Annotated in this window: 21 protein-coding genes and 1 pseudogene; 12 read left to right on the plus strand and 10 right to left on the minus strand. The window is 72.2% G+C overall.

Annotation, left to right across the window (positions count from 1 at the left end):
• Positions 1-288: 288 nt before the first annotated feature.
• The 6 genes from GEV43_RS51400 (at position 289) to GEV43_RS30225 (ending at position 7,306) form a co-directional block, all read left to right on the plus strand.
• The gene (locus tag GEV43_RS51400) at positions 289-831 is read left to right on the plus strand and encodes a DUF485 domain-containing protein (RefSeq protein ID WP_309239911.1); all 543 of its coding nucleotides are present in this window, start codon (positions 289-291) and stop codon (positions 829-831) included.
• Positions 828-2,486: a cation acetate symporter gene (locus tag GEV43_RS30205; protein ID WP_160823584.1), complete on the plus strand. Its 1,659-nt coding sequence runs from the start codon at positions 828-830 to the stop codon at positions 2,484-2,486. Before GEV43_RS51400 ends, GEV43_RS30205 begins: the two co-directional genes overlap by 4 nt.
• A gap of 135 nt (positions 2,487-2,621) precedes the next feature.
• Entirely contained in the window at positions 2,622-4,163 is a 1,542-nt protein-coding gene (locus GEV43_RS30210) for a metallophosphoesterase (RefSeq protein ID WP_309239912.1), read from the plus strand.
• A 159-nt stretch (positions 4,164-4,322) separates the two neighbouring features.
• The gene (locus tag GEV43_RS30215) at positions 4,323-4,835 is read left to right on the plus strand and encodes a DUF4234 domain-containing protein (RefSeq protein WP_160823585.1); all 513 of its coding nucleotides are present in this window, start codon (positions 4,323-4,325) and stop codon (positions 4,833-4,835) included.
• Positions 4,836-5,214: 379 nt separating this feature from the next.
• Entirely contained in the window at positions 5,215-6,915 is a 1,701-nt protein-coding gene (locus GEV43_RS30220; protein ID WP_309239913.1) for a bifunctional 3'-5' exonuclease/DNA polymerase, read from the plus strand.
• Between the two features lie 7 nt (positions 6,916-6,922).
• Entirely contained in the window at positions 6,923-7,306 is a 384-nt protein-coding gene (locus GEV43_RS30225) for a hypothetical protein (protein ID WP_160823586.1), read from the plus strand.
• Between the two features lie 93 nt (positions 7,307-7,399).
• Here the strand turns inward: GEV43_RS30225 and GEV43_RS30230 are convergent, their stop codons facing one another.
• Both GEV43_RS30230 and GEV43_RS30235 read right to left on the minus strand, forming a co-directional pair.
• The gene (locus tag GEV43_RS30230; RefSeq protein ID WP_241683096.1) at positions 7,400-8,092 is read right to left on the minus strand and encodes an SGNH/GDSL hydrolase family protein; all 693 of its coding nucleotides are present in this window, start codon (positions 8,090-8,092) and stop codon (positions 7,400-7,402) included.
• Between the two features lie 82 nt (positions 8,093-8,174).
• Positions 8,175-9,566: an MFS transporter gene (locus tag GEV43_RS30235; protein WP_160823587.1), complete on the minus strand. Its 1,392-nt coding sequence runs from the start codon at positions 9,564-9,566 to the stop codon at positions 8,175-8,177.
• 116 nt (positions 9,567-9,682) lie between these two features.
• Between GEV43_RS30235 and GEV43_RS30240 the strand changes: the two genes are divergently transcribed.
• The 6 genes from GEV43_RS30240 (at position 9,683) to GEV43_RS30265 (ending at position 14,638) form a co-directional block, all read left to right on the plus strand.
• Entirely contained in the window at positions 9,683-10,294 is a 612-nt protein-coding gene (locus GEV43_RS30240; RefSeq protein ID WP_160823588.1) for a TetR/AcrR family transcriptional regulator, read from the plus strand.
• Positions 10,295-11,138: 844 nt separating this feature from the next.
• Positions 11,139-12,005: an NAD(P)-binding domain-containing protein gene (locus tag GEV43_RS30245; RefSeq protein WP_160823589.1), complete on the plus strand. Its 867-nt coding sequence runs from the start codon at positions 11,139-11,141 to the stop codon at positions 12,003-12,005.
• A complete protein-coding gene (locus tag GEV43_RS30250; RefSeq protein WP_160823590.1) occupies positions 12,005-13,039 on the plus strand; it encodes a glycosyltransferase family 2 protein in 1,035 nt (344 codons plus the stop codon). Before GEV43_RS30245 ends, GEV43_RS30250 begins: the two co-directional genes overlap by 1 nt.
• Positions 13,039-13,287 carry a hypothetical protein gene (locus tag GEV43_RS30255; protein WP_160823591.1) on the plus strand — a complete coding sequence of 83 codons (249 nt, stop codon included), beginning with the start codon at positions 13,039-13,041 and terminating at the stop codon, positions 13,285-13,287. Before GEV43_RS30250 ends, GEV43_RS30255 begins: the two co-directional genes overlap by 1 nt.
• The gene (locus tag GEV43_RS30260; protein WP_160823592.1) at positions 13,278-13,595 is read left to right on the plus strand and encodes a hypothetical protein; all 318 of its coding nucleotides are present in this window, start codon (positions 13,278-13,280) and stop codon (positions 13,593-13,595) included. Before GEV43_RS30255 ends, GEV43_RS30260 begins: the two co-directional genes overlap by 10 nt.
• Before the next feature lie 11 nt (positions 13,596-13,606).
• Positions 13,607-14,638, plus strand: coding sequence for a right-handed parallel beta-helix repeat-containing protein (locus GEV43_RS30265; RefSeq protein ID WP_160823593.1), 1,032 nt, complete (start codon positions 13,607-13,609; stop codon positions 14,636-14,638).
• 99 nt (positions 14,639-14,737) lie between these two features.
• Here GEV43_RS30265 and GEV43_RS48375 read toward each other — a convergent pair whose 3' ends face one another.
• From GEV43_RS48375 to GEV43_RS30300, 8 genes and pseudogenes are all read right to left on the minus strand, one after another.
• Positions 14,738-16,999, minus strand: a complete 2,262-nt coding sequence (locus GEV43_RS48375) for an FAD-dependent monooxygenase (RefSeq protein WP_206681329.1) — start codon at positions 16,997-16,999, stop codon at positions 14,738-14,740.
• 19 nt (positions 17,000-17,018) lie between these two features.
• On the minus strand, positions 17,019-17,846 hold the full coding sequence (locus tag GEV43_RS56410) for an ABC transporter ATP-binding protein (protein ID WP_160823594.1): 828 nt from the start codon (positions 17,844-17,846) through the stop codon (positions 17,019-17,021).
• Positions 17,847-17,851: 5 nt separating this feature from the next.
• A complete protein-coding gene (locus GEV43_RS56415) occupies positions 17,852-18,307 on the minus strand; it encodes a thiamine pyrophosphate-dependent enzyme (RefSeq protein ID WP_375539111.1) in 456 nt (151 codons plus the stop codon).
• Positions 18,308-18,539: 232 nt separating this feature from the next.
• A pseudogene (locus tag GEV43_RS56420) lies at positions 18,540-19,469 on the minus strand (thiamine pyrophosphate-binding protein); the annotation flags it as partial.
• Between the two features lie 36 nt (positions 19,470-19,505).
• Entirely contained in the window at positions 19,506-19,820 is a 315-nt protein-coding gene (locus GEV43_RS30285; protein WP_160823595.1) for a hypothetical protein, read from the minus strand.
• Positions 19,817-20,488 carry an ABC transporter substrate-binding protein gene (locus GEV43_RS30290; RefSeq protein WP_160823596.1) on the minus strand — a complete coding sequence of 224 codons (672 nt, stop codon included), beginning with the start codon at positions 20,486-20,488 and terminating at the stop codon, positions 19,817-19,819. Before GEV43_RS30290 ends, GEV43_RS30285 begins: the two co-directional genes overlap by 4 nt.
• Positions 20,489-20,575: 87 nt before the next feature.
• Complete coding sequence (locus GEV43_RS30295; RefSeq protein WP_160823597.1) at positions 20,576-21,502, minus strand: ABC transporter permease; 927 nt, start codon at positions 21,500-21,502, stop codon at positions 20,576-20,578.
• Complete coding sequence (locus GEV43_RS30300; RefSeq protein WP_160823598.1) at positions 21,499-22,353, minus strand: ABC transporter permease; 855 nt, start codon at positions 22,351-22,353, stop codon at positions 21,499-21,501. Before GEV43_RS30300 ends, GEV43_RS30295 begins: the two co-directional genes overlap by 4 nt.
• Positions 22,354-22,583 lie beyond the last annotated feature (230 nt).

Consider the following 22,583-nt stretch of genomic DNA (forward strand, 5'->3'; position numbering starts at 1 on the left):
ACGGGCGGACGCGCGGAGAAGCGCGCGGAGCAAGTGCCCGCGGGGTAGAGTCGTCGCACGTCGCTGTGATTTTGATCACAGTCCGGCATCGGACGGGCATCGGGCCGATATCCCTTCCCGCAGGCCAACCAAGTTCTTGGTCATTCAACTTCCACCGGCCGGTCACGTGGGGCATCGTGTCCGCCGTTCTCGGTGACACTCGCAAGAGATCGTTCGGCGGAGGTGTGTGTGACAACGGAGCCATCAGGGCCCGGGCCCGCCCCAGGCGGGCTCGACAACGCGGCCTACGTGCAACTCAGCCAGACCCCGGAGTTCCAGCGGCTCCGCCTGGCGTTCCGCCGCTTCGTCTTCCCCATGACGGTGGCGTTCCTGCTGTGGTACCTGCTGTACGTCGTGCTCTCCGCGTACGCGCGCGGCTTCATGGGCACCAAGGTCGTCGGCGAGATCAACGTCGCGCTGGTCTTCGGCCTGCTTCAGTTCGTGTCGACCTTCCTCATCGCCTGGGCGTACGAGCGCTACGCGCGCCGCGGACTCGAACCGCTCGCCGCGAGCGTCCGCGACGCGATCCCCGGCCGCGCCGCCGGAGGCGCCGCTCCCGGCGCCGCCGCGACGGCGGGCGGGACCGCCGCCGTGTCCACCGAGAAGACCGCGACGCCTTCCGAGAAGACCGAGACGCCCCCCGCCGACGGGACCGCCACCGGAGCCGACGCGGGCGACGCGGGCGGGACGGGCGCCGGCGGCGCCACGCGCGCCGAGAAGACTGGCCCGGACGGCGACAAGGACGGCAAGAAGGACGACGGCGCCGCCGAGGGCGGGGAGGAGCGCGCATGACCGCCCACACGCTGGCCGCGCCGGTGCTCGCGGCCTCCGACAACGAGCACCGGACGTTCTCCCTGATCCTGTTCGCCGTCTTCGTGGCGATCACGCTCTACATCACGCTCTGGGCGTCCCGGCAGAACAAGACCGCCGCCGACTACTACGCGGGCGGCCGGCAGTTCTCCGCGATGCAGAACGGCCTCGCGATCGGCGGCGACTACATGTCGGCCGCGTCGTTCCTCGGCATCGCGGGCATGTTCGCGCTGTCGGGGTACGACGGGTTCCTGTACTCGATCGGCTTCCTCGTCGCGTGGCTCGTGGCGCTGCTGCTGGTCGCCGAGCTGCTGCGCAACTCGGGCCGCTTCACGATGGCGGACGTGCTGGCGTTCCGGATGCGGCAGCGGCCCGTGCGCGCCGCCGCCGGGATCTCCACCATCGTCGTGTCGATCTTCTACCTGCTGGCGCAGATGGTCGGCGCGGGCGCGCTGGTGTCGCTGCTGCTCGGCGTCTCGGGCGAGGCCGCCAAGATCTGGACGATCGTCGTCGTCGGCGCGCTGATGATCTTCTACGTGACGGTCGGCGGCATGAAGGGCACGACCTGGGTCCAGATCGTCAAGGCCGTCATGCTGATGACCGGCGCGCTCGTCATGACGGTCTGGGTGCTGTCCAAGTACAGCTTCAACCTCTCGACGCTGCTCGGCGCCGCCGCCGACGCGAGCGGCAAGGGCCACGCGTTCCTGGAGCCGGGCCTGAAGTACGGCGCGACCGACATGTGGTCCAAGCTCGACCTGCTGTCGCTCGGCCTCGCGCTCGTCCTCGGCACCGCCGGGCTCCCGCACATCCTCATCCGCTTCTACACCGTGCCGAACTCGCGCGCCGCCCGCTCGTCGGTCAACTGGGCGATCGGCATCATCGGCGTGTTCTACCTGATGACGCTCGTCATCGGGTTCGGCGCGGCGGCGCTGGTCGGCGGCAAGGCGATCGCGGCGCAGGACAAGGGCGGCAACACCGCGGCCGTCCAGCTCGCCGAGAACCTCGGCGGCGGCAGCGGCTCGACGGGCGGCGCGGTGTTCCTGGCGGTGATCGCGGCGGTCGCGTTCGCGACGATCCTCGCGGTGGTCGCCGGGCTCACCCTCGCGTCGTCGTCCTCGTTCTCCCACGACCTGTTCGCGAACGTGTTCCGGCGCGGCAAGGCGTCCGAGCGCGACGAGGTGCGGATGGCGCGGATCTCGGCCGTCGTCATCGGCGCCGTCGCGATCGTGCTGTCCATCTTCGCGCGCGGGCTGAACGTGGCGTTCCTCGTCGCGCTGGCGTTCGCGGTCGCGGCGTCGGCGAACCTGCCGACGCTGCTGTTCTCGCTGTTCTGGAAGCGGTTCAACACCAGCGGCGCCGTGGCGGGCATCTACGGCGGCCTCGTCTCCGCGGTCGGGGTCGTCCTGCTCAGCCCGATCTGCTGGGGCGGCAAGTCCGACACCATCCCCAAGGGCAACGTGGACGCGCTGTTCAGCGAGACGACCGTCGCGCCGATCCCGCTCCAGAACCCCGGGCTCATCTCGATCCCGATCGGGTTCCTGTGCGCGTACCTCGGGACCGTCCTGTCGAAGGAGCGCACCGCCGAGAAGTACGCCGAGCTGGAGGTCCGCGCGCTGACGGGCGAAGGGGCGCACTGACCCGAGGGCGCCGCCGAGCGCGGGCGTGACGAAAGCCGCGCGGAAAGCCGCGCGGCCAGTACGGGCAAGGCGCTTGACGCTCCGATCACCTCCGGGACAGGGTGTGGCTGAACCCTCACCCCCCGGAGGTGATCTGTGTCCGCCGACGAAGCGGTGGCGCCGCAGCGGGAGCTGGTCAACTCGCGTACGTCGGAGGCGGGCGCGGGCTGGGCCTGCCAGCGGCCCGGCACGTTCAACGAACTGCTCCCCGAGCGGGTGCGGCCGCTGTCGTGGTGGCGTCCGACGGTCCTGTGGCGCTCGCGCAACGACGTCGTGGCGCGCCTGTTCGGCGACCCGTCCGACGAGATCCGCCGCCGCTGCGTGACGGCGCTCGGCGAACGGGGCACGCCCGCCGCGTTCACGATGCACCGCTCGGCGCCGGAGTTCTCGTTCGCGCTGCTCGGCGACACGGGGGAGGGCGACAGGTCGCAGTACGCGGTGGTGCCGCCGCTGCTGCGCGCCGCCGCCGGCACCGACTTCATGGTCATCGCCAGCGACGTGATCTACCCGACGGGCGAGGCGGCCGACTACACCGCCAAGTTCTTCCGCCCGTACAAGGACTACCCGGCCCCGATCTACGCGATCCCCGGCAACCACGACTGGTACGACGGGCTGCGCGGGTTCCTGCGCGTGTTCTGCGACCTCGACCTGGACTGCGAGCCGCCGCCCTGGCGCGGCCCGCTCGGCCTGGTCGCCCGGCTGTTCTGGCGGATGCCCGGCAAGGTGGACGAGGCGGAGATCGCGGACGCGCGCGCACGCTACCGGGGGACGGCCGCGCAGCGCGGCGTCCAGCCCGGCCCGTATTGGGCGATCGACACGCCGAGCCTGCGCGTCGTCGGCATCGACACCGGGATCACCGGCGGCATCGACCGCGACCAGGCGGCGTGGCTGCGCGAGGTGTCGGCCGGCCCGAAGCCGAAGATGCTCATCACCGGCAAGCCGCTGCGCGTGGACGACGACCGCCGTCCGGGCGCGATCGAGGGCGAGGGCGCGACGGTCGACGAGATCGTCCAGGACCCGCGGCACAACTACGTCGCCGCGGTCGGCGGCGACATCCACAACTACCAGCGCTACCCGGTGCGGCTGGTCGACGGCCGCACGATCCAGTACATCGTGTCGGGCGGCGGCGGCGCGTTCATGCACGCGACCCACGTCATCCCGAAGACGCGGGTGGTGGAGGAGGACGCGTTCCGCTGCTATCCGCTGCGCGGCGACTCGCTGTCGCGCTACAGCCAGCTGTACGGGCGGTGGACGCGGCTGCCGAAGCTGTTCGAGCTCACGCCGGAGGAGGCGACGGCCGCCGTCGAGTACCGCCTCGGCATCAGCCCGGGGCGCGGGTACGACGGGGTGGAGCCGTCGCGGCGGGCGCGTTTCGTCGCGTCCGTGCTCGGCGTCCCCTGGGGGCAGCGGCGGCGGCACCGTTTCCTCCGGCTTCCGGTGCGCGCGCTGCCGCAGCGGTTCCGTTCCGAACTGGCCGACTGGGACCGTCCGCCGTTCTTCAAGAGCTTCCTGCGCGTCGAGGTGACGGAGAGCGAACTGCGCATCCGCTGCTTCGCCGCGACCGGCTGCGGCGACCACGAGGAGAGCCCTCCGATCGAGGACGAAGTGGTGATCCCCTTGCAGCAGAAGAGGAACTAGGTCTCATATCGGAGAACTTTGCACGATTAAGCTCTAAACAGCCTGATTTCTCCGTCATCGCGTCGGCTCGTGTCGTACAGTCTTGGCTTCCATCACGGGTGACCGGTAACAGCGGACGGTCGGCCGAACCTGACCGCGTCCACAGGAGTACAGACTCGAATGAGCTACCCCCAGCAAGGCCAGAGCCAGCCCTACCAGCAGCAGCAGCCGCAGCAGGGCGGCTACGCGCCCGCGCAGGTGCCGCAGCAGCGCCAGGCCCCGGTCGCCGCCGGAGCGGGCAACAACATGAAGCGGCGCAACCCCGTGGGCGCCTGGCTCGGCCTGCCGATGATCACGCTCGGCATCTACGGGCTGGTCTGGATGTACAAGGTCCACGCCGAGCTCTACGACTACGACCGCCGTACGGGCGACGCGGCCACCAACGCGCTGCTGTCCATGATCTTCGGCTTCTGCACGCTCGGCATCTGGCCGCTGGTGATGTGGGTCAAGCTCGCCGGCCGCATCGCCCAGGCCCAGCGCGCCGCCGGCCTGCCCGCCTCGTGCAGCGGCGGCGTCGGCTTCATCCTCGGCATCTTCGGCTTCGGCGTCCTGTACTACCAGCTCCAGCTCAACAAGATCGTCGACCGCTACGGCGACACCCCGGCCGGCCAGCAGGTCTCCCTGGTCGCCTGATCCCGCACGTCCCCGGACCCCTCCGCGCCCGCGCGCCGGAGGGGTCCGCCGTACCGGCCCTCCGAGCGGGACCGTCATGGCCGTCATGCCGGACGGCGCCGTTGTGCGGGTCCGCCGGGCGCGTCCGTGCGGCCGGTCCGCCAGGCGATCCTCCGGGCGGGGCCGTGGTGCCGGTCCGCCGGGCGATGCCGCCGGGCGGCCGCGGCGTGGGTCCGCCGGGCGCGTCCGTGCGTCCGGTCCGCAGGGTGCCCGTCCGCCGGGCGGTGCCGCCGGGCGGCCGTTGTGCGGGTCCGCCGGGCGTGGCCGTGCGGCCGGTCCGGGGTGCCGGTCCGCTGGGCGGCGCGGGGGAAATGTCGGAGGGCTCGGCCAGAATGGGCGGGTGAGGATCGTGGTGGCCGTCGGACCGGGCGGCGGGGGGACGCTGCGTCCGTTCGCCGCCGACGGCACGCCCGCCGGGCCCGCCGAGACCGTTCCCGACCTGGTCGCGGCCATCGCCGCCCGAGAGCCCGCGGGGACGGTCGGGGGCGGCGAGGGGCCGCGGTGGGTGTGGTCGTCCACGGCCCGGCTCTACCCGCGCCTGCTGCGCGCGGGCGTACGGATCGGACGCTGCCACGACCTCGAACTCGTCGAGAACCTCCTGCTCGGCCACGCGGGACGTTACGGCGAGCCCCGTTCCGTACGGGCCGCGTGGGCGAGGCTGCGCGGCGAGCCCGTTCCGGCCGACCCGCCGCCCGCGCAGGAGGCCCCGCCGCAGGGGTCGCTGTTCGACGCCGGAACGAGCGGCGACGAGTCCTCCGCCGAACGCGAGGACATCGAACGGATCGTCGCCGTGCACGACGAGCAGCGGCGGCGCATCGCGGAGCTCGACGGGTTCGCGCTGCTCGCCGCCGCCGAGTCCGCGGGCGCGCTCGTCGCCGCGGAGATGAGCCACGACGGGCTGCCCTGGTCGGCCGCCGAGCACGACGCGCTGCTCACCGACCTCCTCGGCCCGCGCCCGTCCGGCGGGCTGCGCCCGCGCAGGCTCCAGGACCTCGCCGACCGCATCGGCGCGGCGTTCGGCCCGCGCAACCACGTCAACCCCGACTCGCCCGCGCAGGTGCTCAAGGCGTTCGCGGCCGCGGGCCTGTCGATCGCGTCCACGCGCGCGCACGTGCTGAAGGCGGTCGACCACCCGGCCGTTCCGCTGCTCCTGGAGTACAAGGAGCTGTCGCGCCTGCACATGGCGCACGGCTGGGCGTGGCTCGACACGTGGGTGCGCGGCGGGCGGTTCCGGCCCGAGTACGTCGTCGGCGGCGTCGTGTCGGGACGCTGGGCGACCAACGGCGGCGGCGCGCTCCAGATCCCGCGCGTCCTGCGCAAGGCCGTGGTCGCCGATCCCGGTTGGGTCCTCGTCGTCGCCGACGCCGCCCAGCTCGAACCGCGCGTCCTCGCCGCGCTCGCGGGCGACCGGGCGTTCGCCGACGCCGCCGCGCACGGCGACCTCTACGCGGCGCTGTCCGACGCGTTCGGCGCGAGCCCCGGCGCCGAGGGGCTGAGCGCCCGCGACAAGGCCAAGCTCGCGCTGCTCTCCGCGATGTACGGCGGTGGAACGGGCGAGGCCGTGCAGCTCCTCGCCGTCCTCAAGAACCGCTTCCCCGACGCGTTCGACTACGTCGAGGCCGCCGCGCGCGCGGGGGAGCGCGGCCGGCTCGTGCGCTCGCGCCTCGGCCGCACGTGCCCGCCGCCGTCGGACGACTGGCGCCGGCTGACGTCCACGGCCGACGGCCCCGACCGCTCGGCGGCGGGCCAGGCGCTGCGCAGCCGGGGCCGCTTCACCCGCAACTTCGTCGTCCAGGCGACCGCCGCCGACTGGGCCCTCGCCCTGATCGCGACGCTGCGGCACCGCCTGGCCGCCCCGTCCCACCTGGTGTTCTTCCAGCACGACGAGGTCATCGTGCACGCCCCCGCGGACCTCGCCGACCAGGCCGTCGCCGCGATCCACGCGTCCGCCGAGGAGGCCGGGCGCCTGCTGTTCGGCGCGACGCCGGTCGTGTTCCCCATGGAGACCGCGACCGTCCACCGCTACGCCGACGCGAAGTGAGGGCCCCATGCCGTCCTACACGGTGCTCATCGAGATCCGCTACGCGGGCGGCCAGCGCGACGAGCAGGACGAGGCGCGCCGCGTCCTCGCCGGGGCCGTCCCGGCCGCGCTGACGCCCGGGCCCGGCGGCACCGTCATCCTCAGCGCCGTCCTCGACGCAGACGGCCCGCTCGCCGCGCTCACCGCCCTCGACGAGCACCTCCAGCGGGCGCTGATGTCCACGGGACTGTTCGAGGAGTTCGACGTGTCCGGCCGCATCCTGCACGTCGCACCGCAGCACGCCGCCGAACGCGTCTTCGCGTGGACGACCGACTACCCGTTCTCCCGCACGCCCAAGCCCCCGCACCCCCGCGGCGTTATCCACAGGCTTAGGAACGGCTTGCGCCGCTGACCCGCCGGGCCGGAACATCGAGGGGTGGTGATCGCGCGCCGTGACGAGAGGAGCACGCCATGCACGCGAGTCGGCGCCGTCGGCGGAGGGTGTTCAGGTCGGTGCGTTCAGGCGGGAGGCCAGGGCGCGAAGGGTGCTGGCGGCTGCGATGGCGTGCCCGCGGGCGTTGAGATGCAGCCGGTCGGCGCTGTAGATCCTTGGGTCGGACGCGGCGGGGATGTCGTGCGGGTTGACGACGTGGCATCCCCCGTACGCCGCTGAGACCTCCCCGGTCACGCGGCCCAGCGTGCGCGTGCGCGACGACATGGTCTCGCGGTGCCGTTCCGCGATGATCCCGGCCCGCGTGATGTCGAACAGGCCGATCGTCACGACGTCGGCCCCCGCGTCCCGGAACGCCGAGACCATGGCGGCCAGCTCGTTCCGCACGGCCTCGGGATCGAACGACCGGCCGAGCAGGTCGTTGCCGCCCGCCACCACGAACGCCAGATCGGGGCGGAACGCCAGCGCGGGGGCGAGCTGCGTCTCCCGCACCCGCGCCGCGACCAGGTCCCGCCGCGCCAGGTTGAGCGAGGTGAAGCCGGGAGCCTGCGCGGCGAGGGCTTCGCCCACCCGGTCCACCCACGAAAGGTTCCGGTAACCGGGCGCCGGGTCCCGCACGCCCTCGGCCACGCTGTCCCCGATCGTCACCATCCGCCGCCAGGGCGCCCCCTTGAGCAGGATGGCCGCCTCGTTCAGGGGCAGCACGTCCGGGTCTGCGTTCTCTTCGGCGAACTCGACCATCGTCATCACGCACCTCCAGGAAGGAATTCCGAAACGAACACCGGCGATCCTTGGCCATCCCCGTCTCCGTCAGCTATGGCCGTCTCGCTCACCGCGCGGCCTCGCGTGTGCCGGTCCACAGACCGGCCGCCACGGCGGCGGCCGAGGCTAGAGTGCAGAAGAGGTAGACAGTGGTGAAGTCATCGTGGGACGCCGCGTCCGGGAGCAGGGCGGCCAGAGCGGCGATCCCGAGCGCCCCGCCGAGCTGGCGGGCCGTCGTGTTGAGCCCGGTCGCCCCCGCGAAGCGCAGCGGGCTCACCGAGAGGGCGGCGGCACCGGCCGTCCCGGTGCTGAGCGCGCCCATCCCCACGCCGACCAGGAGCCCGACCGGCAGCCAGAACGTCAGGAAGCGCGGCTCCTCCGGGAGGCCCGCGCACGTCCAGAGACCGGCGGCGACCATGGTCAGAGCGCCGCCGACCACCGCCGGGCGGGCGCCGAGGCGTCCGGTGAGCCGGCCCATGGCGAGCGCCGCGGCGGTCGCGGTGAACGCGCCGGGCGTCGAGGCGAGGCCCGCCTTCAGCACCGAGTAGTGCCACCGCTCGGTCAGGAAGAGCACCCCGACCAGCAGCCACGAGTACAGCGCCGTCCCGTACAGGAAGGAGGCCGCGTTCGCGGCGGCGAAGCGCCGGTTGCGCCACAGGCCGATCTCCAGCGCGGGCACCGGGTGGCGCACCGACCGCAGGACCGCCCACGCCATCATCGCCGGACCCGCGGCGAGCAGCGCGAGCGTGCCGGGATCGGCCCAGCCCCATTCCCGGGTCTGGGTGACGCCCAGCGCGAGCGCCCCGACGCCGCCGCCCAGCAGGACCGTGCCCGCCAGGTCGGGCAGGCGCCCCCGCTCGCCGGCGGCCCGGGGCAGCCTGACTCCGGCCAGGAGCATCGCCGCGCCGAACGGGAGGTTGATGACGAACAGCGAGCGCCAGCCGAACGCGTCCACGAGGACGCCGCCGAGGCTCGGCCCGATCGCCGCCGCGAACGCCCCGGCGGCACTCCACAGCCCGACGGCGCCCGCGCGCCGTTCGGGAGCGGTGTCGTGCAGCAGCAGCGCGAGCGACGCCGGGATCATCGCGGCCGCCGCCGCGCCCTGGAGCCCCCGGGTGGCCAGCAGGACGGGCACGTTCGGCGCCAGCGCGCAGGCCAGCGACGCGAGCGTGAACACGCCCACCCCCGACTGGAACATCACCCGCCGCCCCACCAGGTCGGCGAGGCGCCCGGCCGGGGCGAGCAGCGCGGCGAACGGCACGGCGTACAGCGTGATCACCCACGTGAGGCCGGCGAGCGAGGTCCCGGGGAAGTCGGCGTGCAGGTCGGGCACGGCGAGGTTCGCGACGGTGGCGTCGAGCATGGCCAGGAACGTCGCCCCCGCCGCGAGCACCGGCACCCCGCGCCTCCCCAGGCGGGCCGCGCCCGCCGGGGGAGCCGGGGCCGTATCGGTGGTCATGAGCGCCCCTTCCGAAGAAAGTTAAACGAACGGTCGTACTTTCTTCTCCGCCCACCACCCGCGTCAAGGGCTTTGCCCCCTTGACTTAGAACGAACGATCGTGCACATTCACCCGTGTGACCGACGGACGGCTCCTCAAGGGAGAGCAGACGCGCAGGACGATCCTCGCCCGCGCCGCCGACATCGCCTCGGCGGAGGGCCTCGAAGGCGTCTCGATCGGCCGCCTCGCGACCGAGCTGAAGATCAGCAAGAGCGGCGTGTTCACGCACTTCGGCTCCAAGGAGGAGCTCCAACTCGCGACCGTGCGCGCCGCCGCCGAGACGTTCCGCCGGCACGTGGTCGAGCCCGCCCTCGCCGCGCCCGAGGGCATGCCCCGGGTCCGCGCGCTCTACGAGGCATGGCAGCGCTACCAGCGCGAACCCGTCTTCCCCGGCGGCTGCTTCTTCTACGCCACGGTCGCCGAGTTCGACGCCCGCCCCGGCCGCGTCCGCGACGCCATCGCCAAGGCCGAACGCGCCTGGAGCGACTTCACCGAGCGCTGCCTCCGCGAGGCCCGGGACCTGGGCCACCTCACACCGGAGACCGACGTCGCCCAACTGGCCTTCGAACTGCACGCCCTATGCCGCGCCGGCGGAGCCAACGCCCTCCTCCACGACGACAACGCCGCCTACGCCCGCTCCGCCCAAGCCATCAGATCCCGCCTCTCCACCGCCACCCCCCACCCCTGACCACCCCCACCTGTGACCCCCGCCCCTGACCGTCCTTATCCCTGACCGCCCCCACCTGTGACCGCCCTCATCCCTGACCGCGCTCGTCCCTGACCACCTCCACCTGTGACCGCCCTCGCCCCTGACCACGGCCACCTTTGACCACGGCTATCTCTGATCACGGTCGGCTCTGACCACCGCCACCATTGACCACGGCTATCTCTGACCACGGCCTCCTTTGACCGCCGCCACCATTGATCATGGCTATGTCTGACCAAGGTCGGCTCTGACCACGGCCATTCCTGAGTACGGCCATCCCCGACCACGGTCGGCTCGGGTCTCGGCCGGGGCCACGGTCGGCTTGGGTCTTGGTTGGTTCTGAGCGTGGTCACTTCGGGTTACGGCCGTTCTTGAGTAGGGCCATGCCTGACCGCGGTCGGCTGGGGCCACGGTCGGCTCGGGTCTTGGTTGGTCGTGAGCGTGGCTACTTCGGATCACGGTCATCCCTGAGTACGGCTAGGTCTGAGCGCGGTTGGCTTTGGCCACGGCCATCTCTGAGTACGGCTGGTCCTGAGCGCGGTTGGCTCTGGACATGGCCATCGCTGAGGATGGCTGGGGCTGAGCGCGGTTGGGCCTGGCTGCGGTTGGCTCTGGCTTTCGCCATTCCTGGGTACGGCTGGTCCGGGTCTCGGTGGGCGTCGGCCGGTGTGATTCCTGGCCACCGCGAGCGCGTTCCTTGTCGCGACGAAGGCGTCTGCTCACCGCCGCGTGTGGGCTTCGAAATGATCAAGCTCCGGTCATGGTTGGCCGCTGGCGGGGGAGAGGTGCTCGTGCCCGGAAACGCGCGGCCGTAGCGTTCCGGTCTGTGGCGAACATCCTCATCGTTGGGGCGGGTGTGGTGGGAACGGCCACCGGCCTTGGTTTCAGCCGGCACGACCACAAGATCGCGTTCATCGACGTCGACCCCTCGGCCCGCCGCCGTGCCGGTGAGCTCGGGTTCGTGGCGGCGGCGGCCGGCGCGGTCGATCTCACCGAGGCCGACGTGGTGTTCGTGGCGGTGCCCACGCCGACGGGCCGGCGGGGCTGCGATCTGTCGCGCCTGCGGGAGACGGCCCACGCTCTCGGGACGGCGCTGAAGCGGGTCACGCCGGACGCGTTCCCGGTGATCGTGTACCGGTGCACCGCGCCGCCGGGGACGACGCGGGAGATGGCGGCGATCCTCCAGGCCGTCTCCGGCAGGCGGGCCGGCGCCGACTTCGGCGTGGCCTACAACCCCGAGTACCTCAGGGCGCACAGGGCCGTCGAGGACTTCGCCACCCCGCCCGTGGTGACCATCGGCGTGGTCGACGGCGACCGCCGCGTGGCGGAGGTCCTTCGCTGCCTGTACCGCCCGTTCGGGGCTCGCATCGTGGTCACCGGGGTGGAGGAGGCGGAGTTCCAGAAGTACGTGCACAATCTCTTCAACGCGGTCAAGATCTCGTTCTTCAACGAGATGAGGGGCGCCGCCGCGCGTCTCGGGCTGCGCGATGTCGATGAGATCTTCGAGATCACGGCACGTTCGGCCGAAGGGATGCGCAACCCGTCGTACGGAATCGCCGACCTCGGCCCTTACGGCGGCGCGTGCCTGCCCAAGGACCTGGGGGCGTGGCTCGCCGAGATGCGGCGGCTGGGCGTCGAGACCCCCCTTGCGGCGGCGGCGCGCGAGGTGAACGTGCGCCTCGGAGGCCGTTGATGGACGACCCTGGATGGGCGCAGTACCTCCAGTGGGCGTGCCTGCCGTTCTTCCTCGTCCCACTGGCCGAACTGCTGCTGATGGGCGTCGGCTACGTGCACGGCCGAATGGCCTACAGGGTCGCGGCGGATGAATTCCGTCATCTGATCATCCAGATCACGACGGTGGGCAGGGAACCGGACCTGGTACGCCAGACCATCGCCGCCATTCGCGGATACGGACTCACCGGCTCCTATGAGATCTGGGTCGTTCTGGAACCGGGCCACGATGACCATTATCCCTTGGCCGACCGTGTCATCACGGTGCCCGAAGATTTCACCTGCAAGGCCATCGACAAGGCGAGGGCCCTGGAGTTCTCCCGGCTGGAGCGCGCCGCGCACGGGTTGAACTCCTATGACACCAAGATCTTGTTCGTCGATGACGATACTTTGCCGACCAAGGAGTACATCACCAGCGCCTACGCCGGCGACTACGACCTCTGCCAAGGCGTGACGGTGGTGAACCGGCATTACGCCGCCCGTCCATGGAAACACTTCCTCCTCTCCCATCTGGACAATATCCGCACTCGCAACTGCCTGGTCTATTGCAGTTGCACGCAGGGGGTCACGGGCAAACCGCTGTTCGTGCACGGCGAAGGGCTGTGCGTCACCGGCCTGGTCGAGGACGTGATCACCTGGGACCATCCGATCGTCGCCTCGGACGACCTGGTCTTCGGTACCAAGGCGGCTTACGCCGGTTTCAGTTGGGGCTACTTCCACGAACACATCCAGCTCGTGTCGCCGTGGACCTTCACCGATTCCTGGAGGCAGCGCAAACGCTGGACGTGGGGAAACTTCACGGCGATCCGGCGGCGCGACATCCTCCCGCTCTCGGTGGCGGTGCCCAAGGCCGCCAAGTACGCGCTGGGGTCGTATCGGTCTTCGCATCCGCCGCAGGGGCGATATGCGTCACCACAGGCATTACCAAGGTTCCCGCGCAGGCTCACGTGCTGTTCTGGATTTCGTTGGGGTCCTGGTTCGCCTCTTACGGACTGATGGGCTGGATCAACTCCGGTGGCGACGCCAACAAGGAACGGTTCGGCGGACCGGGCGTCCGCTACATCGGTTTTCGTGCCGTTCAGACCGTGGCCGCCGTGCTGCTGTGCGTACCGACGGCGATCCTCCCGGTCTTCATCGTCATCGGCAGTACGGTGACCGGAAAACCCCGGCGATTCGTCACCATCGCGAAGACGCGTCCCGGAGCCGTTCCTGACGTTCCGGAAAGGCAGGTGCCATGCCCCTGACGACGGATCCCGCGCAGCCGCGGGCGTGTGCCTGGCGCCGGTCTCTGGGTGGGATATTCACGCTCCTGGTTCTGCTGGCCTCAGCCGGGCTCGTGCTTTCACTGGGCATGGGCTGGGGACGGCCGAGGACGCCGACCGCGACCGGAGCCGCCGAAGCGGCCTTCCGTCTTCGCTGCCTGTGGACCGCGCTGGCGGTCTCGTTCGCCATCGGCTCGGTGGGCGTCCTCGCCGCCACCCATCGTCTCCGCCAGAACGTCAGGCGTTCCAGAGACACCGATCGCAGCGGCGACACCGACGAGCTGCCTTGACGGAAGGTTCCATGCACCGGCTGACGACCGCGGCCGCCACAGCCGCGACGGCCATCCTGGCGGTCACCGCGCCCCTCGACGCGGCGCACGCCGCGGCCCCGGAGGGGGAGTGCCCGGCCGAGACCGTCACGGTCCGGACCCCGGCGGAGCTTGGCGCGGCCCTCGCCGGAGCGCATGGCGGAACGGTGATCCACCTCGCCGACGGCGTCTACGACGGCGACTGGACCGCCACCACCGCAGGCACGCGCGCCGCGCCCATCTGGCTGTGCGGGGGGTCTCAAGCGATCCTGACCAACACCGGCCGCGGCACCGCCGGGGCTCCCGGCCGACGCCCCGGCTCGCAGCCGGGATACGGGCTGCACCTGGACCGCGCGTCCTGGTGGCGCCTGCACGGATTCTCGGTGGCGCACGCCAAGAAGGGCATCGTGGTGGACGCCGCCGCACACGTCACCCTGCGGCGTCTGGAGATCCGCGACGTGGACGAGGAAGGCGTCCACCTGCGCCGCGACACCACGGACTCGATGATCGTCGGCAACCGGGTGCACGGCACGGGACGGACGCACGACGAGTGGGGCGAGGGCGTCTACATCGGCTCGGCCAACACCAACTGGCACCTCTACACCGGCGGACGGCCCGACCGCAGCGACAGGAACACCGTCTCCGGCAACGTGATCCACGGTACGACCGCCGAGCCCATCGACATCAAAGAAGGCACCACAGGGGGCCTGGTCACCGGCAACTGGCTGGACGCCGCCGCACTGACCAAGGCGGGCGGCGACAGTTGCGGCGACGTCAAGGGCGACGACTGGCTGATCGCCTACAACCTGTGCACCGGCAGCGGCGCCGACGGATGGCAGACCCACCGCAAGGAGGGCGGCGGCCAATGGGGCCGGCGCGCCTTTTTCTACCGCAATCTGGTCGCGCTCACCGCGTCGTCCACTGGCTACGGCTTCCGAATCGACGATCCCGCACACTCCAGCGCCATCGTCCACTGCGACAACCTCGTACTCGGCGCCTTCTCCAACGTTCCGTGCACCCCATAGCCCGCCAGAACGCTTCAGAGTGGTGATTGTGGTCGAGCTCGCCCTCGCCGCGGCCGAAGGCATGCCCAGCGTCCGTACGTCCTACCGGGCATGACGGCGCTACCAGCACGAACCCGCCTTCCTCGGCGGCTGCTCCATCAATGCCACGTTCGCCGAGTTCGACACCCGCCCGGCCGCGTCCGCGACGCCGTCGCCGTTGCCGTCGCCATCGCCAAGACCGAACGCGCGGAACGGCCGGGCGGCGCGGACGCGCCAGGCCAGGCTGACGCGCCAGGCCGCGTCCCCGCTCGCCCAGCCCACACCGCCCCGCGCTCTGCCGCATCGTTCCCCCGGACCGCGCCCCGCCGCGCCGTCCCCCCGAACCGTGCTGTGTCGCGTCGTCCCCTCCGGACGGTGCTGTGCCGCGTCGTCCCCCGGACGGTGCTGCGTCGTGCCGTCCCTCCGGACGGTGCTGGGTCGCGCCGTTCCTCCGGACGGTGCTGTGTCGCGCCGTCCCCCGGACGGTGCTGTGTCGCGCCGTTCCTCCGGACGGTGCTGTGTCGCGCCGTCCCCCGGACCGTGCTGTGTCGCGCCGTCCCCTCCGGACCGTGCTGGGTCGCGCTGTCCCCCGGGCCGCGCCCCGCCGCGCCGCCCCCCGGAACGTGCTGCGTCGCGCCGTGGTGCGCCACGGCCCGCCGCGCTGTCCCTCCGGGCTGTGCTGTGTCGCGCCGCGCTGCGCAACGGCCCGCCGTCTCGCCCCGTCCCGCGACCCGTACCGCCCCGCCCCCGGACCGCGCCCGTCCCGGGCCGTGCTGCGTCGCCTCGGTCCGTCCCTGTGCCCGCCCTCGCGTCTGCGCTCCGCCCCGCCACCCCGTACCCCCGCCGCGCCGTCTCGCGCTGCGATGCGGTGCGTCGTGTTGGGCTGTGAGGCGTTACGTCGTCGTTTGTGGGTCCTCGCGGGTCGGCTCGTCGGCGTTGTGTTGCTGGCTTTGCTTGTTCGCTCCGTGCCGTTCTCGCGTTCTCCGCCGGGTCTTGCGCGTCCCCTGCCGCCTTGGGCTCCGCGTGGTGCGACGTGAGCCGCTGCGTGCCTTTCGACCGTGCCGGGGTGCAGGCAGGGTCCCGTATCGGAACGGGTTGTTCAGAGGGGGGCCGGCTGTTCTGTGGTTCAGGGCGAGTTGCGGGGGCCGGGTCGGGGGTGTTGGAGGAGGTTCGGCGGTAGGCGGTGGTGATGGTGTCGAGCTCTTCGGGGGTGAGGACGTCCTCGATGGCGGTGAAGCCGTTCGGGGCGCGTTCGGCGACGGTGTGCAGGATGCGGTCGGCGGGCATGTCGCGGCAGGCCAGGACGATCGCGTTGGCCTCGTCGCGGCGGGCGGCGTCGTAGGCGGCCAGGGCGGTGGGGACGTCGGGGGAGCGGGCCAGTTCACGGGCTAGGGCCCGGGCGTCCAGTACGGCCTGGGTGCCGCCGTTCGAGCCGACCGGGTACATCGGGTGGGCCGCGTCGCCGAGGAGGGTGACGCGGTGGCGCGTCCAGAACGGCAGGGGGTCGCGGTCGACCATCGGGTATTCGAGGATGCGGGCCGTGCGGGACAGGAGCGCGGGGACGTCCAGCCAGGGGAACGTCCAGTCGGCGTAGTGGGGGAGGACGTCCTCCAGCCGGCCGGTGCGGTCCCAGTCGGCGCGGAGGTCGGCGGCGGGGGTGCGGACCTCGGCGACCCAGTTGGTGAGGCCGCCGCCGACGGGGTAGACGACGATCTTCGCGGCGGTGTTGCTGCCCGCGACGGCCAGCGTCCGGCCGGTGAGGAACGGCTCGGCCTCGGTGACGCCGCGCCACATGCGGATCCCGTTCCACAGGGGCGGCGGCTCGTGCGGGTGCAGGCGCGCGCGGACGCGGGAGTGCAGGCCGTCGGCGCCGACCAGCGCGTCGGCCTCGTAGGCGGTGGCGGCGCCGGACGCGCGGTCGCGGAGTACGGCGCGGACGTGCGTCCCCCGGTCGGTGAAGTCCTCGCACGCGGTGCCGGTGCGGACGGCCGCGTCGCCGAGGCGGGCCCGGACCGCGCGGAGCAGGATGGACTGGAGCTCGCCGCGGTGGATCGAGTACTGCGGCCAGGCGTGGCCGAGGGCCCTGCCCCGCGGCTCGGCCCAGATCCGTCCGCCGTGCCGGTCGAAGTGCACCATCTCGGCGGTCTCGACGCCGGTCGCGGCGAGGTCGGCGCCGAGGCCGAGCTCGGTGAGCTCGCGGGTCGCCTGCGGCAGGAGGTTGATGCCGACGCCGAGCGGGCGCAGGGCGGACGCGTCGACGACCTGCGCCCGGACGCCCGCGGCGTGCAGGCTGAGCGCGGCGGTGAGGCCGCCGATGCCCGCTCCCACGATCAGTACGCGCATCGCCGGCCTCCTCGCCGCGTCAGCTCTTGGCGGTCGTCGGCTTCCCCGCGCCGGCCTTGTCCGCGTCGGCCTTCCCGGCGCCGGCCTCGGACGGCGGTGACGCGGCGCCCCGGACCAGGCCGCCGACCTCGGCGCGCAGGCGCACGAACTCGGGGACCGAACGGGTCGTGATCTGGTCGCGGGGCGTGGGCAGCGCGACCGGCAGCTCGGCGCGGATGCGGCCGGGGTTGCGGGCGAGGACGACGACGCGGTCGCCGACGTAGACGCTCTCGTCGATGTCGTGGGTGACCAGGAGGATGGTCATGCCCTCGGCCTGGTGCACCTGGAGGACGAGGTCCTCCAGGTCCTCGCGGGTCTGGGCGTCCACGGAGCCGAACGGCTCGTCCATCAGCAGCAGGGACGGCCGGTACGCGAGGGCGCGGGCGATGGAGACGCGCTGCTGCATACCGCCGGAGAGCTGCCAGGGGTACTTGCGCGCGGCGTCGGCGAGGCCCACCTCCTTGAGGGCGGCCTCGGCGGCCGACCGGCGCTCGGCGCGCGACCTGCCGCGCTGGCGCAGGGGCAGCGCCACGTTGTCGCGGACGCTCAGCCAGGGCAGCAGGGAACGGCTGTAGTCCTGGAAGACGACCGCGAGGTCGTCGGGGACGCCGTTGATCGGCGTGCCGTTCAGGACGACCTCGCCGCCGGTCGGCGTGATCAGACCCGCGATGCAGCGCAGCAGGGTGGACTTGCCGCAGCCGGACGGGCCGACGATGCTGACCAGCTCGCCCTCGCCGACCTGGAGGTCCATGGTGTCCAGGACGGTGTGGTCGCCGTAGCTGTGGCTCAGTTCGTTGATCTGGAGCATCCGCCTCACCGCGCCCAGGGCTCGTACAGCGTCGAGTCGTCGTCGGCCACCGCCACGTCTACCAGGTACGGGCCCTCGTGGGCGAGGGCCCCGGTCAGGGCTTCGGCGAGGCCGGCGGCCGAGGTGACCGTGCCGCCGGGTACGCCGAGGCCCCGCGCGATGGTGGCGAAGTCGAGTCCGGTGATGTCGGCGCCGGGGACGCGGTCCATGTCGATCCGGCGGCCGAGCGCCCGGATGGCGCCGTAGCCGTTGTTGTTGAGGACGACGACGGTCATCGGCACGTTGTGCTGGGCGGCCGTCCACAGCGCCTGGATCGAGTACATGCTGGAGCCGTCGCCGATGACGCAGACGATCCGCTGGCCGGGAGCGGCCGTGAGGGCGCGGCCCACGGCGAGCGGCAGGCTCCAGCCGAGCGCGCCGCTGCCGGACGTCAGGAACCCGCCGGTCGTGGTGATCGGCATCCGGGAGTGGAACGCGTCGCGGTGGCTCGGGCACTCCTCGACGATGACCGTGTCCTCGGGAGCAGGTCCCGGAGGGTGTCCAGGACGTACCCGATGTCCATCGGGTCGGTCGGGAGGGCGTGGCGGGCAGCGTGCGCCGCTCCGGCGGGGTGCGGCCGAGCTTGCCGGCGGCCTCGGGGTCGACCAGGTCGAGCAGGCCCGAGACCCCGGCGCGGATCGTGGTGAGCACGCTGGTGCCGACGGGCGCCCACGCCGTCTGCGCCGGGTCGCAGTCGAAGTGGAACAGCCGCGAGCCCTCGGGGACGACCGGCCCGTCCGACTCGACGTGGTAGGTGAAGACCTGCGTGCCGAGCACCAGGACGACGTCGTGCCCTTCGAGCCGTTCGCGCAGGAGCGAGCGGACGGGCGGGAGGAAGCCGCGGAACAGCCGGTGGTCCTCGGGGAACCCGGAGCGGCCGGACAGCGGGCTGATCCACACGTGCGCGCCGGTCCGCTCGGCGAGGTCGACGACCAGCGGCATCGCCCGCTCGTCCTCGACGCCGGAGCCGACGACGACGACCGGGTTGCGGGCCGCGTTGAGCGCGTCCGCGACCTCCCGCAGCGCCGCGGGCGAGGCGCCGAACTCGCTGTGCACCTCGCGCACCGGGACCCGTTCGGCCGGACGGTCCCAGTCGTCCTCGGGGACCGACAGGAACACCGGCCCGCGCGGCGGGGTCATCGCCACCCGGTACGCCTCGGCGAGCGCGGCGGGCACGTCCTCGGCCCGGTCCGGCTGGCGGGACCACTTGACGTACGGGCGGGGGAACTGCGCGGGCTCGTCGGCCGACAGGAACGGGCGCGCGGGCAGCATCGCCCGTCCCTGCTGGCCGGCGAAGATCACGAGGGGGACCCGGTCGCGGTGGGCGTTGAACACCGCGCCCAGCGCGTGCCCGACGCCGCCCGCCGAGTGCAGGCTGACCAGCGCCGCCCGCCCGGTGCCGAGCGCGTGGCCCGCGGCGGTGGCGACGACCACCGACTCCTGGAGCCCGAGCACGTAGGAGAAGTCCTCCGGGAAGTCGCGGAACATCTTCAGCTCGGTCGAGCCGGGGTTGCCGAAGAAGGTGGTCATGCCGGTCCGCCGGCAGAAGTCGTACACGGCCTCGCGGACCGTGGTCTCCGTCATGATGGGTGGTGCCTCTCTGGGGTCAGGCGCCGGGGGTCAGGCCGCCGGAGGGGTGAACAGCAGCGACTTCATGTCCGGCTTCTGCTTCAGCAGGCCGGCGCCGCTCATCAGGTCGGCGATCCGGCCGAGCCGGGTCGCGTTGAGCGACGAGGGGAAGCCGGGCAGGGTGATGACCGACGCCACGTCGGGCTTGATGTGCGCGTAGTCGGGGATGACCGCCTCGACCTTCTTGCGGTCGCTCGCGGCCTGCTGCGCCTTGAAGATGGCGCGCTGGAACGCCGCGGCGAGCTTCGGGTTCTTCGAGGCGAAGTCCTGCGTGGAGACGTAGCCGGAGACGGGCATGTCGGTCACCGGCTGGCTGCCGCCGTCCACCACGACCCGCGCGCCGAGCTTCTTCTGCGCGTCCGACAGGAACGGCTCGACGACGTGGATCGCGTCGACCTGCCCTTCTCCAGCGCGGCGGCCATCGTCGGGAACGCGAACTGGCGGTAGTTCACCTTGCTCGTGTCGACGTTCTTGGCCTTCAGGATCCCGTTGAGCGTCAGGCTCTGGATGTTGTTCGGGATGTTGACCGCGACCGACTTGCCCTCCAGGTCCTTCGGCTCCTTGATCTTGGACTTGGGCAGGACGAGCACGTTCATCATGTTGGAGGTGAGGGTCGCGGCCTCGGCGAGGATGCTCAGCTTGAGCGCCCCCTGGTCGTTGGCCGCGAGGAACGACACGTAGTTCGCGCCGGCGATCACGTCGACGGAGCCGTTCTTCAGCGCGGGCAGGGCCTGGGTGCTCTGCTGGACGGGCTGGATCTTGACCTTCAGCCCCTCCTGCTCGAAGTACTTCTGCTGCTGCGCGATGTAGAGGGCGGCGCCGTCCACCAGCGGCAGCGACGCGACCGTGATCTTCCCGCCGTTCTCCAGGCCCTTGGAGCTGGTGCCGCCGGAGTCGTCGCCGCACGCGGCGAGGCTGGCGCCGGCGAGCGCGAGCCCGGTGACCAGCGAGGTGAGGCGTCTGAACGAACGCATGAACTCTCCAAATCGAAATGCGGGGAAGGGGGGTTGTGCGGGCGGGGCGGAGGACGCCGCGGCGCGGTCCCCGTCACGGGGACGGCGTCACGTGGCGACCCTCCGGGATGCCAGGTGCCAGCCGAGGGCGCGCCGTTCCACCGCGGTCAGCGCGGCGTTCAGCAGGTAGCCGAGGATCCCGAGCAGCACGATCACCGCCCACACGGTGGGCAGGTCCGAGCGGCTCTGCGCGTCGGTGAGCTGGAAGCCGACGCCGTTCGCGGTGCCCGGCAGCAGCTCGGAGAAGACCATCAGGATCAGCGACAGCGACAGCGACAGCCGGACCCCGGCGAAGATCTTGGGGAGCGCGGCCGGGAGGATCACCAGCCGCAGCCGGGTCGGCGCCGACAGCCGGAAGACCCGCGCGGTCTCCAGTTGCAGCGCGTCCACCGTGCGGGCGCCTTCGGCGGTGTTCATCAGGATGGGCCAGACCGCGCTGAACACGATCGACGCCACCTGCATCGGCGTGCCGACCTCGAACAGCACGATGAAGACGGGCACCAGGGCCGGCGGCGGGATCGCGCGGAAGAACTGGAACGCCGGGTCGAGGTAGGCGTAGGCCCGTTCGGAGCGGCCGAGGGCGAGCCCGAAGACCAGCCCGGCGGCCGCCGCGAGGAACAGGCCGAGCGCCATCCGGCCGAGGCTCGGCAGGATGTTGCCGGTCGCGGTCTCGTTGAGGAACAGCCGCGCCGCGCTCCCGTCGAACCACAGCGTGTGCATGTGGGAGACGATCTTCGACGGCGGGGGGAAGAAGACGCTGTCGGAGGCGCGCGTCGCGAGCTCCCAGATCCCGACGGCGACGGCGAGGACGAGCCAGCGGTCGCGGAGCGCGCGCAGGATCCGGACCGACAGCGCGCCGCGCGGCCCGCCGCCCCCGCCTCCGGCGCCCGCCGCCGTCCGGGCGCCCTTGCGCCCGATGCCCCTGGCCCGGCCCTTGCCCGCGGTCTTGCCGGGGGCCGTACGGATCGCGGTCATGCCCGTTCCTCCCGCAGGTGCCACCGGAACAGCCGGCGTTCGCCGCGGACGAGCACCGCGTTGGCGATCAGGCCGAGGCAGCCCGCCCACACGGTCCCGGCGAGCACGTCGCCGGTGCCGCTCGGGTCGTTGTTCGCCTGGGCGATGAAGATGCCGACACCCTCCCCGAACCCGGAGAGGATCTCGGTGCCGATGGTGAGGATCAGCGCGATCGACGAGGCCATGCGCACGCCCGTGTAGATGAACGGCGCGGAGGCGGGGAGGCCGACGCGCCACAGCACCGCGAGCGGGCCGAACCCGAACGTCCGCATCGTCTCCTTGGCGACCGGGTCGACGTCCCGCAGGCCGTAGACGGTGTTGAACAGCACCGGCCACACCGCCGCGTACACGATGAGCGTGACCTTCATCTGGAGGCCCAGGCCGAGGATCAGCCCGACGAGCGGGATGAGCGCCACCGACGGGATCGGCCGCAGGAACTCCACCAGCGAACGGGTCGCGGTGTTCACGATCGGCACGCTGCCGAGCAGCACGCCGAGCGGCACCGCGATGAGCGTGGCGATCAGCAGCCCGAGCCCCCACGCCGACAGCGTCGACCTGAGGTGCACGTTGATGAACTCGCTGTCCCCGAACAGCGCGCCCGCGCGCTTCAGCACGGTCGAGGCCGGGGGGAACGAGTCCTCGTTCACGATGCCCGCGCGGCCGAGCGCCTCGTCCGCGGCCACGATGACCAGCAGGCCGACGGCGCCGCGGACGTAGCGTCCGGTGCGGGTGAGCGGCTTGCGCGCGGAGGAGGGGCCCGCCGTGGAGGCGGCGCGGGAGCGGCGCGGCAGCGACGCGGGGGCGCCCGTCATGAAATCACCGCGAGAGCGCGACGAATTCCGGTTCCGGCGGGCGGGTTTCCGCAGATCAGATGCCCGACGGGCCCGTTGGACGGGCCGCGGAGCCGGGCGTCGCGGGAGGGCTCCCGGCCGTGGGTGTCTTCGGCTCGGCAGCCGACGAAGTGACACCTTGACCGTCTCATACTGATCCTTTGTGCTTTGGCAGGGAATGTGCCGTTGGCGACCTTCCGTCACGGAAGACG

The sequence above is a fragment of the Actinomadura sp. J1-007 genome, assembly GCF_009793335.1.
GTDB classification, from domain to species: Bacteria; Actinomycetota; Actinomycetes; order Streptosporangiales; family Streptosporangiaceae; genus Spirillospora; species Spirillospora yumaensis.